This is a genomic window from Vibrio proteolyticus NBRC 13287, from assembly GCF_000467125.1.
Taxonomy (GTDB): Bacteria; Pseudomonadota; Gammaproteobacteria; order Enterobacterales; family Vibrionaceae; genus Vibrio; species Vibrio proteolyticus.
Genome location: NZ_BATJ01000022.1, coordinates 14,266 through 31,123 on the forward strand (window position 1 = coordinate 14,266; position 16,858 = coordinate 31,123).

General features: G+C 55.8%; 15 protein-coding genes. 11 read left to right on the top strand and 4 right to left on the bottom strand.

The window, feature by feature from the left end; genetic code table 11:
• Positions 1-2: 2 nt before the first annotated feature.
• Positions 3-617 carry a DUF3157 family protein gene (locus tag VPR01S_RS18975; RefSeq protein ID WP_021706993.1) on the top strand — a complete coding sequence of 205 codons (615 nt, stop codon included), beginning with the start codon at positions 3-5 and terminating at the stop codon, positions 615-617.
• Here the strand turns inward: VPR01S_RS18975 and trhA are convergent.
• Positions 614-1,264, bottom strand: coding sequence for a PAQR family membrane homeostasis protein TrhA (gene trhA, locus VPR01S_RS18980; protein ID WP_021706994.1), 651 nt, complete (start codon positions 1,262-1,264; stop codon positions 614-616). The two genes, VPR01S_RS18975 and trhA, sit on opposite strands and share 4 nt — an antisense overlap.
• Positions 1,265-1,352: 88 nt before the next feature.
• On the bottom strand, positions 1,353-2,141 hold the full coding sequence (locus tag VPR01S_RS18985; protein ID WP_021706995.1) for a sporulation protein: 789 nt from the start codon (positions 2,139-2,141) through the stop codon (positions 1,353-1,355).
• Positions 2,142-2,754: 613 nt separating this feature from the next.
• Here VPR01S_RS18985 and VPR01S_RS18990 point away from each other — a divergent pair.
• The 4 genes from VPR01S_RS18990 (at position 2,755) to VPR01S_RS19005 (ending at position 6,428) form a co-directional block, all read left to right on the top strand.
• Positions 2,755-3,021 carry a YihD family protein gene (locus VPR01S_RS18990; protein WP_021706996.1) on the top strand — a complete coding sequence of 89 codons (267 nt, stop codon included), beginning with the start codon at positions 2,755-2,757 and terminating at the stop codon, positions 3,019-3,021.
• Positions 3,022-3,287: 266 nt separating this feature from the next.
• Complete coding sequence (gene ccoG, locus VPR01S_RS18995) at positions 3,288-4,706, top strand: cytochrome c oxidase accessory protein CcoG (protein WP_021706997.1); 1,419 nt, start codon at positions 3,288-3,290, stop codon at positions 4,704-4,706.
• A 100-nt stretch (positions 4,707-4,806) separates the two neighbouring features.
• Positions 4,807-5,793 carry a serine/threonine protein kinase gene (locus VPR01S_RS19000; RefSeq protein WP_040903143.1) on the top strand — a complete coding sequence of 329 codons (987 nt, stop codon included), beginning with the start codon at positions 4,807-4,809 and terminating at the stop codon, positions 5,791-5,793.
• Positions 5,794-5,822: 29 nt separating this feature from the next.
• Positions 5,823-6,428: a thiol:disulfide interchange protein DsbA/DsbL gene (locus VPR01S_RS19005; RefSeq protein ID WP_021706999.1), complete on the top strand. Its 606-nt coding sequence runs from the start codon at positions 5,823-5,825 to the stop codon at positions 6,426-6,428.
• Between the two features lie 53 nt (positions 6,429-6,481).
• On the opposite strand, the gene yihG is transcribed toward VPR01S_RS19005, so the two are convergent.
• Complete coding sequence (gene yihG, locus VPR01S_RS19010) at positions 6,482-7,408, bottom strand: 1-acylglycerol-3-phosphate O-acyltransferase, YihG family (RefSeq protein ID WP_021707000.1); 927 nt, start codon at positions 7,406-7,408, stop codon at positions 6,482-6,484.
• 171 nt (positions 7,409-7,579) lie between these two features.
• Here yihG and VPR01S_RS19015 point away from each other — a divergent pair, with 171 nt between their 5' ends.
• A complete protein-coding gene (locus VPR01S_RS19015; RefSeq protein ID WP_021707001.1) occupies positions 7,580-8,539 on the top strand; it encodes a DUF2860 domain-containing protein in 960 nt (319 codons plus the stop codon).
• A gap of 3 nt (positions 8,540-8,542) precedes the next feature.
• Here VPR01S_RS19015 and VPR01S_RS19020 read toward each other — a convergent pair whose 3' ends face one another.
• Entirely contained in the window at positions 8,543-10,066 is a 1,524-nt protein-coding gene (locus VPR01S_RS19020; protein ID WP_021707002.1) for a YifB family Mg chelatase-like AAA ATPase, read from the bottom strand.
• A gap of 468 nt (positions 10,067-10,534) precedes the next feature.
• Here VPR01S_RS19020 and ilvG point away from each other — a divergent pair, with 468 nt between their 5' ends.
• Genes ilvG through ilvA form a run of 5 tightly spaced genes read left to right on the top strand, consistent with a single transcriptional unit; the run spans position 10,535 to position 16,805 of the window.
• Positions 10,535-12,181, top strand: a complete 1,647-nt coding sequence (gene ilvG / locus VPR01S_RS19025; protein WP_021707003.1) for an acetolactate synthase 2 catalytic subunit — start codon at positions 10,535-10,537, stop codon at positions 12,179-12,181.
• Between the two features lies 1 nt (position 12,182).
• Entirely contained in the window at positions 12,183-12,467 is a 285-nt protein-coding gene (gene ilvM / locus VPR01S_RS19030) for an acetolactate synthase 2 small subunit (protein WP_021707004.1), read from the top strand.
• A gap of 11 nt (positions 12,468-12,478) precedes the next feature.
• A complete protein-coding gene (gene ilvE / locus VPR01S_RS19035; protein WP_021707005.1) occupies positions 12,479-13,417 on the top strand; it encodes a branched-chain-amino-acid transaminase in 939 nt (312 codons plus the stop codon).
• Positions 13,418-13,430: 13 nt separating this feature from the next.
• Complete coding sequence (gene ilvD / locus VPR01S_RS19040; RefSeq protein WP_021707006.1) at positions 13,431-15,272, top strand: dihydroxy-acid dehydratase; 1,842 nt, start codon at positions 13,431-13,433, stop codon at positions 15,270-15,272.
• A 3-nt stretch (positions 15,273-15,275) separates the two neighbouring features.
• A complete protein-coding gene (ilvA, locus tag VPR01S_RS19045) occupies positions 15,276-16,805 on the top strand; it encodes a threonine ammonia-lyase, biosynthetic (RefSeq protein ID WP_021707007.1) in 1,530 nt (509 codons plus the stop codon).
• Positions 16,806-16,858 lie beyond the last annotated feature (53 nt).

Here is a 16,858-nt window from a genome sequence, read left to right on the forward strand (position 1 = left end):
TCATGAAACACTGGATTGCTCTGACTGGCCTGATCGCCAGCACTTCAACCCTGGCGGCTCAGGTCGTCACACTCGAGGATGGCCGTCAGGTCCGACTCAACGATGATTTTACCTGGCAGTATATGGTCAAGGACACGGCGCCAACCGACGCCACACCAGTGGTCGCTGCCGTGATCGCCACCTCGGCCAGTGTCGCTGAGGCAACCCCAGCCGCCAACCTGGTGACGGCCAAAGCCATTCCGCTTGCCGACCGTCACGTCGGGACGCTGGTAACCCCTGGCGCAGACAAGCCGACACTGCAGTTGTCCGATTCCGGCGTGAGTGTGCTGCTGGGCGCCGCCCAGTATCAAGACGGGCAGCTGGTGATTCCGACGTCCATCACCAACCAGCAAATCTCGCAGTCGGTGATTTTAATCAATCTCGAGCTGGTGATCGCCGATGCCAACGGGCAGGTATTGACGACCGAGACCCTGCCGGTGTGGCAGTCAATCAAACGCATGGCAGACACCTACCTGCGTCCGAGACAATCGGCTGACGGTCGCCTCATCAAGCTCAAGGTGCCTCAGGCTGAGCAGTATCAAATCAGTGCGAAAATCGTGGAAGTGACGACCCGTTAAATCGGGACAACGTAGAAATAAATGGCCAAAAAGTGACAGGCGCAGCCCGCCAGCACAAACCCATGCCAGATGGCGTGGTTAAACGGGATGCGCTTGGCCACATAAAAAACCACCCCCAGCGAATAGATGATCCCGCCAGCGGCCAGCAAAGTCAGGCCACCCACATCCAGATTAAGCGCCAGTTGATAAATCACCACCAGGGATAACCACCCCATCAGCAGATAGGTAATCAGGGACAAACGTTTAAAGCGATAGACAAACGCCAGCTTCATCACGATCCCTACCAGAGCGATACTCCAGATCACGATCATCAGCCCAATCGCCAGCGGCGTGCGCAGACTGACTAACAGGAACGGGGTATAACTGCCGGCGATCAGCAGATAAATGGCACAGTGATCGAAGGTTTTCAGCGCCCGCTTGGCGCTTTGGTGCGGGATTGCATGATACAGAGTCGACGCCAGAAACAGCACGATCATGCTGCCGCCGTAAATGCTCATGCTGGTGATGGTCAGCGCGTCGGCGTCCATCTCCAGCGATTTAAGCAGCAGCAACACCAGACCGACGATGCCGAGAACCATGCCGATCCCGTGAGTGACGGCATTGGCAATCTCTTCTCGTAGGCTGTACGCCGTGTGGTTGGATGACATTTTAAGCCTTACTCTGGAGTCTAAAAAACATGCTCCAGAGTATGGCACATTAAGCGAACACCTGTAAGCTTAAAGTTTGAAATTACGGTTACGACGTCTGATCAAGAAACGCCAGAACCTGCTTACCCGCTTGATCGGGCTCGGTGCCAGCGGCAATACTCAACTGGCGTTTGAGCTGATTCGAGCCCAGCAAGGATGCCATCAGACCCCGTCCGCCGCTGCGGTTACGATCGATTTCAAACCACAGCTTCAGCTCGTCCTCCTCGCGATAAGCCACAATCTCCAATTCCCGCCAGCGGCCATGATACGGCCCGGTGGTCGGCACAAACTCAAACTCCTGCACAAACGGCAGCGCAAAACCTTTGGCGGCCTCACACTCCACCTGACGAATCCGCAGCCCTTGCGCTTCCAGCTCAGTAAAAATACCGTCGATCAGTGGATCCGGGCGCACGGTTAACATGTCTTTGTCACTCGGGTCGACCGCCATCGCAATATCGAGCCCGGTTTCCAGCCACACTTTGGCATCTCCGATGGTGACGGGTGTGTTCCACGGTACATCCAGCTCGACCTCAAAATCACGTGTCTCACCCGGATGAATGGTAAACGCGTACGGCAGGCTCCAGTGCGCCAATTGGTGCGTGCGTTTGACCCGCTGCATCTGACCGCCGCCGTTTTCCCGGTTGAGCGGCTCCTCGTCGATGTAACGGCAGCACAATTTGAGCTCAATGTTGTCGATCTCCTGTTGTGACGCACCACCATACACATGAATGGTGATGTTGACCGTCTGCCCCGGATACAACACTTCCTGGCGCAGCACCGAGTCGACTTTCGCTGAGCCGATACCAAAACTGGCGAGGGTTTTCTTGAAAAACGACATACACACCTCCTTGAATAAGGCCCATAGTAATCTGTCTTTTCCCTGAAACTCAAATCCGAAAGTGACAGGCTCCCGGATGAGATCACCAACATACACCCGGACGTCGCCCGGGTATATACACCAAATGGATTGATTAAATGTCGATCAATTCAACGGAAGCTGCTAATCTATTCGCGATATGCATGCATATCATTATTCCTGGCTGATTAATTGGATCGGCGAACGCCAGAAAGAGCCAAACTTCAACGTGTTTGAAGCCCAACTCATGGTCAGCCAGGCCATTCATTTGGCAATGGATATGCCTGACAGTTAGGTAAGTTAATGCGCCCAACAACCGTCAGGTTCTCGCAAACAAACCGCAGTGCAATGCGTCGTCGTAGTGGTTTCGCGGCTGCTCCGACTAGCAAAAAAACAGCGCCTGCGATGACTTTAGTTGAGCAGACTGCGCTTGCAGCCCCTGCGCCAAATAAAGTCGTTAAAGCGGCATAAGTCAAAAGCGCAGCTTCCACTGCGCTTTTTTATTGCCCGTCCGTCTCGCTCCTCCCCATAGTTGGTGTTCCTCGCCGGATCTGATACCTTACGACAAAGACCTATAAATTGTGTGGAGAACGTTATGCAATGCCATCGTATCGAAGAACTGGTTGAGCTGTTGCAACCCGAATGGCTCAAGGATCAGGAACTCAATTTGATGCAATTCATCGCCAAACTGGCCGCTGAAGCCGGTTATCAGGGCCCGCTTGAGGCACTGACCGATGACGTGCTCATCTATCACCTGAAAATGCGCAACAGCGGCAAAAACGAGATGATTCCAGGGCTGAAAAAAGACCAGGAAGACGATTTCAAAACCGCGATTTTGCGCGCTCGCGGGATCATCGATTGACCACGAAAACTGATTGACTGACAAGGCGACCTCGGGTCGCCTTGTTGCCATCTGATCGGAGATTTATTGCCAAAACTGTAGCGATCTTTGTTGTTAAAGGTTGATAGCGTTAAAGAAATGAAATTGTTATTGGTTGTATAATCGCCGTCCATAAGAATTTACTAAAATATTTAAAGCCCGGGCTGATTTTAGCGCCGCGGCACTGAAGCCATGTCACCGGAGCGGAATCGGCAGAAATTTCGCCCAGAGCTCAAGAAGGAAGCGTAATGAGTCAGGATAAAATCGACATCAAAGATGTGACGCCCAAAACCTTTAATCCCAAGACCCACAAAGGGAACCAAGACAGGTTTAATCCCGGCAACCGCATCTATGTCCGCGAGAGCAAAGGCACCTATCAGCAATTGCGCCGCTACGGTGGCTGGTTTTTGCTGGTGCTGTTTGCTGCCATTCCCTGGATTCCATACGGCGATCGCCAGGCGATTTTGCTGGATATCGGCAATCAGCAGTTCAACTTTTTCGGTACCACCCTTTACCCGCAGGATCTGACCCTGCTGGCGCTGCTGTTTATGATTGCCGCTTTCGGCCTGTTCTTTATCACCACTTTCCTCGGCCGGGTGTGGTGTGGCTATCTGTGCCCGCAGACGGTGTGGACCTTCATGTACATCTGGTTCGAGGAAAAGCTCGAAGGCAGTGCCAACAAACGCCGTAAACAGGACGCTGGCAAACTCACCGTCAATCTGGCGCTGCGCAAAACCGCCAAACACGCAGCCTGGCTGGGGATCGCTCTCGCCACCGGGTTCACCTTTGTCGGCTACTTCGTGCCAATGCGGGATTTGGTGATCAATTTCTTTACCCTCAGCGCCAGCTTCTGGCCGGTTTTCTGGATCCTGTTTTTTGCCGCTTGTACCTATGGGAACGCCGGCTGGATGCGCTCTATCATGTGCATCCACATGTGTCCTTACGCCCGTTTCCAGTCCGCCATGTTCGACAAAGACACCTTCATCGTCGGTTATGACAACCAACGCGGCGAGCAACGCGGCCCCCGTCCGCGCAAAGCCGATCCCAAAGCGCTCGGACTGGGCGACTGTATTGACTGCGATCTGTGTGTGCAGGTCTGCCCAACCGGGATCGATATCCGCGATGGACTGCAATACGAGTGCATCAACTGTGGTGCCTGTATTGATGCCTGTGACAACACCATGGAGCGGATGGGGTACGCCAAAGGGCTGATCAGCTACACCACCGAACATCGCCTGGGCGGTAAACACACCAAGGTCATGCGGCCAAAACTGCTTGGCTACGGCGCCGTCATGGTGCTGATGATCGGTCTGTTCTTTGCTCAAGTCGCCAGTGTCGATCCAGCGGGCCTGAGCGTACTGCGAGACCGCAACCAGTTGTTCCGCATGAACGGCGCCGGCGAAGTAGAAAACACCTACACGCTGAAAATCATCAATAAGACCCAGCAGTTGCAGGAGTATCAACTCAGCGTGAAAGGGTTAAGTGATGTCTCCTGGTATGGCAAACAAACCGTGCAAGTCCAGCCCGGTGAAGTGTACAACCTGCCAATGAGCCTCGGGGTCAACCCGGACAGCCTGAGCAAACCGATCGCCACCATTCAGTTTGTGCTGTCAGATGAACAGGACTTTACCACCGAAGTGGAAAGCCGCTTTATTAAGAAGCTCTAACCCGCTCGATTAAGGCTCAGCAATGAGCCTTTTTTATTGCCCACCGGAAAGCGGTCAACTCATGCTAGTATTAAGGGAGTTTTATCAATCAAGCATTTATATGACCGAACAAGCCTTTAATTTTGACGCCCTGACTCCGGATTTTATGTGGTATGCCCTCGAAAGCATCGGCATTCGCGCCGAGTCGGGATTTCTGCCGCTCAACAGCTACGAAAACCGCGTCTATCAGTTCAGTGATGAAGACCGGCGCCGTTTTGTGGTCAAGTTCTATCGCCCCGGGCGCTGGAGCCCTGAGCAAATTCAGGAAGAACACGACTTCACCCAGGAGCTGTTGGAAGCCGACATTCCAGTCGCCCCACCCGTACGCTTACACGGCGCCACGTTGCATCACTACCAGGGGTATCTGTTTGCGCTGTTTGCCAGCGTCGGCGGGCGTCAGTTTGAGGTCGACAATCTTGACCAGCTCGAAGGCGTTGGGCGCTTTCTCGGCCGGATCCACAAAGTCGGCAGCCGACAGCCATTCCAGCACCGCCCGACCCTCGGCCTGGACGAATACCTTTATCAGCCACGGGCTCTGCTGCAACAGTCGCCGTTTATTCCGCCGCATCTGCAAACGGCGTTTTTTAACGACCTCGATCTGTTGATCACTGAGCTGGAGCAACACTGGCGTCCGGATGCTCAGCTTATCCGGCTGCACGGTGACTGCCACCCGGGTAACATTCTGTGGCGCGACGGGCCGATGTTTGTCGATCTGGACGACAGCCGCAATGGCCCGGCCGTGCAGGATTTGTGGATGCTGCTCAGTGGCGAGCGCGGTGACAAACTGATGCAGTTGGATGTCATTCTGGACGCGTACCAGGAGTTTTGCGATTTCAATCCGGCCGAATTGAAACTTATCGAGCCATTGCGTGGTCTACGAATGGTGCATTACATGGCATGGCTAGCAAAACGCTGGCAGGATCCCGCATTTCCGATTGCTTTCCCCTGGTTTGATGATCCAAAGTATTGGGAAAGTCAGGTCCTGGCGTTTAAAGAGCAGATCGCCGCTTTAGGCGAAGCGCCGCTGTCTCTGATGCCACACTATTAGCCGTTAGACAAGAAATCATGGAGAACACAATGAAAAAGCTGTTTGCCTTTGCTGCAACACTGATGTTGAGCCTGAGCGCCCACGCGGCTCAGTTTAAAGAAGGCGTCAACTACACCCAGGTCGACAATCTTGAGCCCGCGGCCAAGCCGACCGTGAGCGAGTTTTTCTCGTTTTACTGTCCGCACTGTAACGAGTTTGAGCCTGTCATTCAGCAACTCAAACAGCGTCTGCCTGCGAACGCTACCTTGCAGAAAAATCACGTCTCGTTCATGGGTGGCAACATGGGCGAAACCATGAGCAAAGCCTACGCGACCATGGTGGTTCTCGGCGTGGAAGACAAAATGGTGCCGGTGATGTTCAACCGCATTCACAACCTGCGTAAGCCACCTAAAGACGCCGCAGAACTACGCCAGATCTTCATCGATGAAGGTGTGGATGGCAAGAAGTTCGATGCCGCATTCAACGGCTTTGCCGTCGACTCGATGGTGCGCCGCTCTGACAAACAGTTCCAGGACGCGGGTCTGCGCGGCGTACCGTCCGTGATTGTTAACAACAAGTACCTGGTTCAAACACAGGGACTGCAGTCACTTGACCAATACTTCGAACTGGTTAACTACCTGCTGACACTCAAGTAATTCGCAGACACAAAAAAACCAGCCGCTGTGGCTGGTTTTTTTCACAGCGACCGTTACGGCTGCTGCGTGCACCGCGCTTTCGACAGCAATTCGTCGGGCGCGCGGCGGTAAATCTGCGCCAGCCGGGCGTCTTTGTCCTGCCATAGCTGTCCCAGCCAGTGCTGAAACTGGCGCTTGTAAGGTTTGTCATTGAAATAGTCGCCCTGCACCTGCTCATCCACGGGCAGCACTTTGACATGCACCACCACTTTTCGCATCCGCCCCATGAGCGCATCGCGAAACGGTTTGTCGCGGTTGTCGGGGTACGCCAGCGTGACGTCGATGATCTTATCAAACTGCTCACCCATCGCCGCCAGGGTGTAGGCAATCCCACCGGATTTCGGCGCCAACAGATGCTGATAGCCAGCACGGCTGGCCGCCTGCTTCTCTGCGGTAAAACGGGTGCCCTCGACATAATTCACCACCGTGGTCGGGGTGTGGCGGAATTTGGCGCAGGAGCGACGGGTGGTGAGCAGGTCCTGGCCGCGCTTTTCCGGATGACGCAGCAGATATTCACGCGAATAGCGGCGCATAAACGGCATATCCAGAGCCCAGCAACCCATGCCGATAAAGGGCACATAGAGCAGTTGCTGTTTGAGAAAAAACTTCGGCATCGGCAAGCTATCTTTGAATACGCCACACAGCACGACGATGTCAGTCCAGCTGAGGTGGTTGCTGATCAGCAGATACCAGCCATCTTTTTTCAGCCCATCCAGTCCCTGAACGTCCCACTCAATCTGGTTGGTGAGATTCAGCACTGCATGATTCACGCTCGCCCACAACCACATCACCCGATTGGCCAACTGTGTCCCTTTGGCTTTCAGCGCCGGTGTGGGGAGCAGCAGCTTCAAAATTGCAATCAGACAGATCACCACAGAACACACCGCAGAGTTCAGTGCCACCAGGAAAACATTCAGGATCAGGATAAGATAAGCCAACATGATTGATTAACGCGCCAGAAATGTGAACAATAAAACAGCGTGTAATTATACAAGGCCCAATTCACATTGGAATCGCCAGACCAATGGTCTGATTAGTTTTATTGTGCTCGTGCCTGCACAAATGCAACAGACAGTTGCGACATTTATCATCAAAAACAAGGAGCTTAACGCATGATGCGTGCGATCCCCATCTTTTCACTGAGTGTGCTGGCCTTACCAGTTCACGCAGCGCTGGCCCCACAAGCAGGCCTGAGCGGCGAAATTGCATTCAACGTCGGTTACACCTCAAGCACCTCCAATTTTAATACCGACGGCGACAAAACCATCCGCTCACTCGATCACGAAGCCAGCTCTGAGAGTGGTTTCCTGCTGGCACCACTTGGCAGCGTCGCCTATACCTTCGGCAGCGCCCGCCAGCAACAGATCTACGCCGGTACCTCGCGTGAAGACATCGCGGTCGGGACACTGGCGTTTGAACTGGGGTACAAGTATCAAATGCCCGGTGGCACCATCGTCGACGTATCCGTGTTACCCACTATTCTCTCTGGTGAAGTATGGCGCAATCCGTACGCCACCGACGTGGCGCGTAAAGAGACCGATGTGGACGGCATCGCCTACCGTTTTAAACTCGACAACATCGGCGGCACGCCTCTGACGCTGGACTTTGCCTACGGCCAGAAAGACGTTGACCACGATGACGTCACCGACCGCGACCTGCGACGCGATGGCGACCTCTACTACGCCAAAGCTCAATATCGTCTACCGTTAAGCCGCAGCGTGTTCCTGATGCCGGCCGCGACCTACATCCACTTTGATGCCGACGGCCGCGCCAACAGTTATGACCAATACGGCGCGGAACTCAGCCTGTTCCAATCGTTCGGCGCGCACAATCTGGCTCTGACGGCTGGATACGCCACACGTGATTTTGAGCATGGCGCTGCCACCTTCAACGGCCGCGCGCGCGACGAAGATGAACTAAGCCTGTTTGCCGCTTACGAATATCAGCAACCGTTCGGCTGGCAGAACTGGTCACTGGTGGCCCTTGGCGGCTACAGCGAAACCAGTGCCAACCTCGACTTTTACGACGCGTCGGAATACTTGCTCTCGCTGGGTGTCAACTACACCTTCTGATCCTCACACCGCCTGCGCGGTGAGCTGTTTGAGCAGCCGATCCATTGCCCGGTATCCCAATGCTTCCGCCAAATGGGGCCGGGCAATCTGTTCGGTCCCTTCCAGATCCGCAATGGTGCGCGCCACTTTGATGATGCGGTGATAAGCTCGAATCGACAGCCCCAACCGGTGCAGCGCACTTTCAAGAAACTGCGCATCGGCTTTCGCCAGCGGGCAGTGGCGCTCAATTTCCCGACTGCCAAGCAAAGCATTGGCTTTCCCGCTGCGGCTGAGCATCTGCGTTCTGGCCTGCGCCACCCGACCGCGAACCACCTCCGTCGGCTCACCGCGATCGCCGCCTTCCGCCAACGTGCCCTGTGGCAGGGACGGAATTTCGATCGACATATCAAACCGATCCAGCAGCGGCCCGGACAGACGGCTCAGATAACGCAGGATGATTTGCGGGTTGACCCGTGCCTGATTGCCTTCGTAGTAGCCTGTCGGGCTGGGATTGAGCGCCCCAACCAACTGAAAACGGGCCGGAAAGCGGGTCTTCCCCTGAGCTCGTGAAATGATGATCTCCCCGGATTCCAGCGGCTCACGCAGCGAATCCAACACCTTGCGTTCGAACTCCGGCATCTCGTCGAGAAACAGCAGGCCATTGTGTGCCAGCGAAATTTCCCCCGGACGGGGCACCGAGCCGCCGCCCACCAACGCAGCCATCGAACTGGAATGGTGCGGCGCGCGAAACGGACGCAGTTTCCAGTTGTGCTGATTGATCTCCTGTTGGGTAAGGGAGGCGATCGAAGCTGTCTCCATCGCCTCTTCATCATTCATCTCCGGCAACAGATCGCACAATCGCGACGCCAACATGGTTTTACCGGTTCCGGGCGGACCCAGAAACAGCAGGTTGTGATTACCCGCCGCGGCGATTTCCAGCGCGCGTTTGCCCTGTTGCTGGCCGATAATGTCCTGTAAATCCCGTCCGGATGCACGGCGTTCACCCTGGTCAGGTGACCGATGCAACCCCAGCGCCTGCTGGCCACACAGATCCGCACACACCTCTAGCAGCGCCTGCGCCGATTTATGCGGTGCGGCCCCCACCAGCGCCGCCTGATCGCCATTGTCATGCGGCACGATCAGCGCGCGGCCAATATGCTTGGCCGCCAGGGCTGCTGGCAATACCCCTTTGACCGGCCGGAGCGCGCCGGATAACGCCAGCTCGCCGACAAACTCGCACTCGTTCAGACGAGTGCGCGGCAGCTGCTCTGAGGCGGCCAGTATTCCGAGCGCAATTGGCAAATCAAAACGGCCGCCCTCTTTGGGCAAATCCGCCGGCGCAAGATTGACCGTGATCCGTTTGGCCGGAAACTCGAAACGCGAGTTGATGATCGCGCTACGCACCCGATCTTTGGCTTCTTTGACGGTGGTTTCCGGCAACCCCACTAAGGTGAAACCCGGCATTCCGTTACTGATGTGTACTTCCACCGTCACCGGCGGCGCTTCCACCCCGACACTGGCACGGCTGTGGATAATGGCTAAGCCCATAAACCTTCCTTGTTACTGATTACAAACCATTCATCCCTGTTATCGGCACGAATACGATCGAGCAACCTTGTTATATAGCGCGTACAAATGCTGACGGAATGTGAAAAAAGAATGAGTTTTTGCTTGTCAATTAACAGAAAGGTGTGTTAACACTAGAGACGCAAACCGTTTCGTACCATATTTACGCAACACAACAAGACGAAAAAAATAATGACGATTAACGCCCGCTTCAACGCACTTATTACCCTGATTATCGTGGTCCTGATTGGTACCGCGCGGGGGATTGTGGGCGACAAATAACCACAAATTCAAAAAAACCCCCGCACTGAAAAGTCCGGGGGTTTTTTTACAGCTCAAGAAGCTGCAATGGACACATAACGACAAGTCGAGAATGACAGGAAGAACGGGAGCGCACATGCCGTGCAACACAACACAACAAGGCTACCAGGGTAGTCAGGGAGGCTTACGATGACAGGTGCTCAATTAGTCGTAGCCGCATTAAAACAACAAGGCATCCAAACCGTGTTTGGTTATCCGGGTGGCGCCATCATGCCAATCTACGATGCCTTGTACGACGGCGGGGTAGAACATATCCTCTGCCGTCACGAGCAAGGCGCGGCCATGGCCGCCATCGGAATGGCCCGGGCCACTCAGGATGTGGCAGTCTGTATGGCCACCTCCGGGCCGGGCGCCACCAATCTGGTGACAGGTCTGGCCGATGCTTTTCTCGACTCCATCCCCTTAGTCGCCATCACCGGCCAGGTCGCCAGCTCTCACATCGGGACCGATGCGTTTCAGGAAATGGATGTCATTGGCATGTCACTGGCGTGTACCAAGCACAGTTATTTGGTGACCGACATCGAGGAACTGGCGCCAACGCTGGCCGAAGCGTTCGAAGTGGCCAAAACAGGCCGACCCGGTCCGGTCATTGTCGATATCGCCAAAGATGTCCAGTTGGCCCAGACACCAGTTACGGTACTGCCTCCCTTTACTCCACCTCCCGCCCCCCGAGCCAGCGATGATGCTCTGGTCAAAGCTCAAACCCTGTTATCCCAAAGTACCCGTCCGGTGTTGTACGTCGGCGGCGGGGTCCAACTGGCCAAAGCCACACACGCGGTACGCGAGTTCCTGCGTCTCAATCCGATGCCCACCGTCAGCACGCTCAAGGGCCTTGGCACCATCGAACGCCACGATCCCCACTATCTCGGTATGCTGGGCATGCACGGCACCAAAGCCGCCAACCTGGTGGTACAGGAGTGTGATCTGCTGATTGCCGTCGGTGCACGTTTTGATGACCGGGTGACGGGCAAACTCGATACCTTTGCGCCACACGCCAAAGTCATCCATATCGACATCGACGCTGCCGAAATTCATAAGTTGCGCGAGGCACATGCGCCGCTGCGCGGGGAAATCGTCGATCTGCTGCCAAAACTGGAACTGACCCAGGATATCTCCCCTTGGGTTCACCACAGCGAAAGCCTGCGCAGCGGATTCAAATGGCGCTATGACCATCCGGGCGAACTGATCTATGCCCCACTGCTGCTGAAGCAGCTATCCGACATGATGCCGGACAGCGCCATCGTGTCGACCGATGTCGGCCAGCATCAGATGTGGGCCGCGCAGCACATTCAGCCACGCGAACCGCAGAATTTCATCACTTCTGCCGGTCTGGGCACCATGGGCTTCGGCCTGCCGGCCGCCATGGGCGCCGCGGTCGCAAGACCCGATGATCAGTCTATCCTTATTTCAGGAGACGGCTCATTTATGATGAACGTGCAGGAGCTCGGCACACTCAAACGCCGCCAGATCCCAGTCAAGATGGTATTGCTCAACAACCAGCGTCTCGGCATGGTGCGTCAGTGGCAGTCACTGTTCTTTGACGGTCGCCACAGTGAGACCATTCTCGATGACAACCCGGATTTCGTGATGCTGGCCAAGGCGTTTGATATTCCAGGAAAAACCATCACCCGTAAAGAGGATGTGCTGCCCGCCCTGGAAGAAATGCTGGCGAGTAAAACCGCCTACCTGCTGCACGTGCTGATCGATGAAGAAGAAAATGTCTGGCCGCTGGTTCCGCCGGGCGCTTCAAACAATGACATGCTGGAGAACACCTAACATGGAAAGATACCTGATAGACATCAAAGCGGATGATAAACCCGTGCTGCTGGAACGTGTACTGCGTGTCACCCGCCACCGGGGTTTTGTGATCAAACAGGTCGCCGCGACCCAGAATCACGCCAGCAAAATTGCCAGTGTGGAAATCATTGTCGACAGCGACCGCCCTATCTCATTCCTGACCAATCAGATAGAAAAGTTGTGGGATATTCGCAGCGTTGACGTTACTTTAATCAAGAGTAACGAACTCCCGAACAACAACTTACAACACAAAGTTTGCGCATAAGGAAGGCAATGATGGCAACAAAAACAGCAGAATACATTTGGTTTAACGGCAAGCTGGTCCCTTGGGCAGAAGCGAACGTCCACGTGCTGACCCATGCGATGCACTACGGCACCTCCGTGTTTGAAGGCGTCCGTTGTTACAACACGCCAAACGGACCGATTGTCTTCCGTCATCGTGAACATGCGCAGCGCCTCAAGGATTCCGCCAAGATATACCGCTTCCCGATCCCTTACTCGGTCGATGAACTGATGGAAGCGACCCGCGAAACCCTACGCGAAAACAAACTCGATAGCGCCTACATTCGTCCGCTGGCGTTTGTCGGCAACGTCGGCCTTGGCGTTTGCCCGCCTGCCGACACCGCAATGGACGTGATCATCGCTGCGTTCCCCTGGGGCGCGTATCTGGGGGAAGAAGCGCTGGAAAACGGCGTCGACGCCATGATTTCCAGTTGGAACCGCGCGGCACCCAACACCATTCCGACCTCCGCCAAAGCCGGCGGCAATTACCTGTCATCGCTGCTGGTCGGTGGTGAAGCGCGTCGTCACGGCTACGATGAGGGCATCGCGCTCAGCGTTGACGGTTACCTGTCAGAAGGGGCAGGCGAGAACATCTTCGTGATCAAAAACGGCGTGTTGACCACCCCACCAGCGACCGCCGCCATTCTGCCGGGCATCACCCGCGATTCGATCATGACCATCGCCCGCGACAAAGGCTACGAAGTGCGCGAAGCCAACATTTCGCGCGAAGCCCTTTACCTGGCGGACGAAGTGTTTATGACCGGTACCGCCGCAGAAATTGTGCCGGTGCGCAGCATTGACCGTATCGACATCGGCGCCGGCAAACGCGGCCCGATCACCCAAGATCTACAAGCAGCTTACTTCGGCCTGTTCAACGGCACCACCGAAGACAAGTGGGGCTGGTTAGATTACGTATACCCACAAGCGAAGTAACAAGGACAAGGAAATGCCAAAATACAGATCAGCCACCACCACCCATGGCCGCAACATGGCCGGCGCCCGCGCACTGTGGCGCGCCACCGGCGTCAAAGACGAAGACTTCGGTAAACCGATCATCGCGGTGGTGAACTCCTTCACCCAATTCGTACCGGGGCACGTACACCTCAAAGATCTTGGCCAGCTGGTGGCACGAGAAATCGAAGCCGCCGGCGGGATCGCCAAAGAATTCAACACCATCGCCGTCGACGACGGCATCGCCATGGGCCACGGCGGCATGCTCTACTCACTGCCTTCGCGCGAGCTGATTGCCGATTCTGTCGAATACATGGTCAATGCCCACTGTGCCGATGCCATGGTGTGTATCTCCAACTGTGACAAAATCACCCCAGGGATGCTGATGGCGTCAATGCGCCTGAACATTCCGGTGATCTTCGTCTCCGGCGGCCCCATGGAAGCGGGTAAGACCAAACTGTCAGATCAGATCATCAAACTCGATCTGGTTGATGCAATGATTCAGGGCGCCGACCCGAAAGTCTCTGACCAGCAAAGCGAACAGATTGAACGCTCAGCGTGCCCAACCTGTGGGTCGTGTTCAGGCATGTTTACCGCCAACTCCATGAACTGTCTGACGGAAGCGCTCGGTCTGTCACAGCCAGGTAACGGTTCACTGCTGGCCACCCATGCCGACCGCAAAGAGCTGTTCCTCAGCGCCGGTCGCCGCATCGTCGAGCTGACCCGCCGTTACTATGAACAAGACGACGCCACAGCCCTGCCACGCAACATCGCCACCAAAGCCGCGTTCGAGAACGCTATGGCACTCGATATTGCCATGGGCGGTTCCACCAATACCGTCCTACACCTGTTGGCGGCGGCACAAGAAGGCGACGTCGACTTTGATATGACCGACATCGACCGTATGTCCCGTCAGGTTCCGCACCTGTGTAAAGTGGCCCCGTCGACCCAGAAATACCACATGGAAGACGTGCACCGCGCCGGCGGCGTGATTGGCATTCTGGGTGAGCTGAACCGCGCCGGCCTGCTGCACAACCAGTCCAAAACCGTACTCGGCCTGACCTGGGAAGAACAACTGGCGCAATACGACATCATGCAGACCCAGTCGGAGCAGGTAAAATCCTTCTACCGCGCAGGTCCCGCCGGCATCCGCACCACTCAGGCCTTCTCCCAAGATTGTCGCTGGGACACACTGGATGACGACCGTGAACAGGGCTGTATCCGTACCCAAGAGCACGCGTTCAGTCAGGATGGCGGCTTGGCCGTACTGAAAGGCAATATCGCTCTGGATGGCTGTATCGTGAAAACCGCCGGGGTTGACGAAAGCATTCTGAAATTCACCGGCCCGGCCGTGGTGTTCGAAAGCCAGGAAGACGCCGTGGACGGCATTCTCGGTGGCAAAGTCAAAGCCGGCGATGTGGTGGTGATCCGCTACGAAGGTCCGAAAGGCGGCCCGGGCATGCAGGAAATGCTTTATCCGACCACCTACCTGAAATCAATGGGACTGGGCAAAGAGTGTGCGCTGCTGACCGATGGCCGTTTCTCCGGCGGCACCTCGGGCTTGTCAATTGGCCATGCCTCTCCGGAAGCGGCCAACGGCGGCGCCATTGGTCTGGTGCAAGATGGCGACCAGATTGCGATTGATATTCCAAACCGCACCATCGCTTTGCAAGTACCGGAGCAGGAACTGGCCGAACGTCGCAGCCGTCAGGATCAACTTGGCTGGAAACCGGTGTCGCGTCAGCGTGAGGTGTCTTTTGCACTCAAAGCATACGCCAGCATGGCCACCAGTGCCGACAAAGGTGCGGTCCGTGATAAGTCCAAACTTGAGGACTAGCGGATGACACGAACCCATCAAACTGGCGCAGACTATCTGCGCCAGATCCTGCGGGCACCGGTGTACGAAGTAGCCACGGTCACGCCGCTGCAGGCCATGCCGCGCTTGTCGGCCCGGATCCACAACAGCGTGCAAATCAAACGCGAAGACCGCCAGCCGGTGCATTCATTTAAGCTGCGCGGCGCCTACAACATGGTCGCCAGCCTGACAGACGCGCAGAAAGCCGCTGGCGTGATCGCCGCCTCGGCGGGCAACCACGCTCAGGGACTGGCCCTGTCCGGCACCCGGCTCGGGATCCGCACCACCATCGTCATGCCAAAAACCACACCGGATATCAAAGTGGATGCGGTACGCAGCTTCGGCGGTAACGTGGTACTGCACGGCAACAACTTTGATGAAGCGAAAGCCGAAGCCGAACGCCTGTCGGCCGAACACGGCTATACGTTTGTCCCACCATTTGATCATCCGCTGGTGATCGCCGGTCAGGGCACCATCGGGATGGAAATGCTGCAGCAAAACGGCCATTTGGATTATATTTTTGTCCCCGTTGGCGGCGGCGGTCTGGCCGCCGGAGTCGCGGTGCTGATCAAACAGCTGATGCCGGAAATCAAAGTGATTGCGGTGGAACCGGAAGATTCAGCCTGCCTTAAAGCAGCACTGGATGCCGGAGAGCCCGTGGTGCTGGATCAGGTCAGCATGTTTGCCGACGGCGTGGCCGTCAAACGCATCGGAGAGGAAACCTTTCGTTTGTGTCAGCAGTACATCGATGACCACATTACCGTGTCGAGCGATGAAATTTGTGCGGCGGTCAAGGACATCTTTGAAGATACCCGCGCGATCGCCGAACCTTCCGGGGCGCTGGCACTGGCCGGCCTGAAAAAGTTCACCGAAAAGCATCAGCTCCGGGGCAAACAACTGGGCACCGTGCTGTCGGGCGCCAACACCAACTTCCATGGTCTGCGCTACGTATCGGAACGCTGTGAACTGGGTGAAAAACGCGAAGGCTTGCTGGCCGTCACCATTCCTGAACGTCAGGGGGCCTTTTTTGAGTTCTGTAACCTGATCGGCGGCCGCGCCGTGACGGAGTTTAACTACCGTTACAATGACGACGAGCTGGCCAACATTTTTGTCGGTGTCCGTCTGCAAGGCGGGCAGGAAGAACTGGACCACATCATTCAGGATCTGCGCGACGGCGGCTATCCGGTGGTTGACTTGTCTGACGATGAGATGGCCAAGCTGCACGTGCGTTACATGATCGGTGGTAAACCGTCCAAGCCGCTCAAAGAACGCCTGTACAGTTTTGAGTTTCCCGAGTACCCGGGTGCGCTGCTGAAATTCCTCAGCACACTGGGCACACACTGGAACATCAGCCTGTTCAACTACCGCAATCACGGTGCCGATTACGGTCGCGTACTGTGTGGCTTTGAACTCGATGAGCACGATTTAGCCCGTTTTTCCGCCCATCTGCGTGAGCTGGGTTATCAGTGTAAAGACGAAAGCGACAACCCTGCCTACCGTTTCTTCCTCTCTTGATCCAAAGCCAGTCGCTGTGACTGGCTTTGTACTATTCTCTAGGGACGATTTCG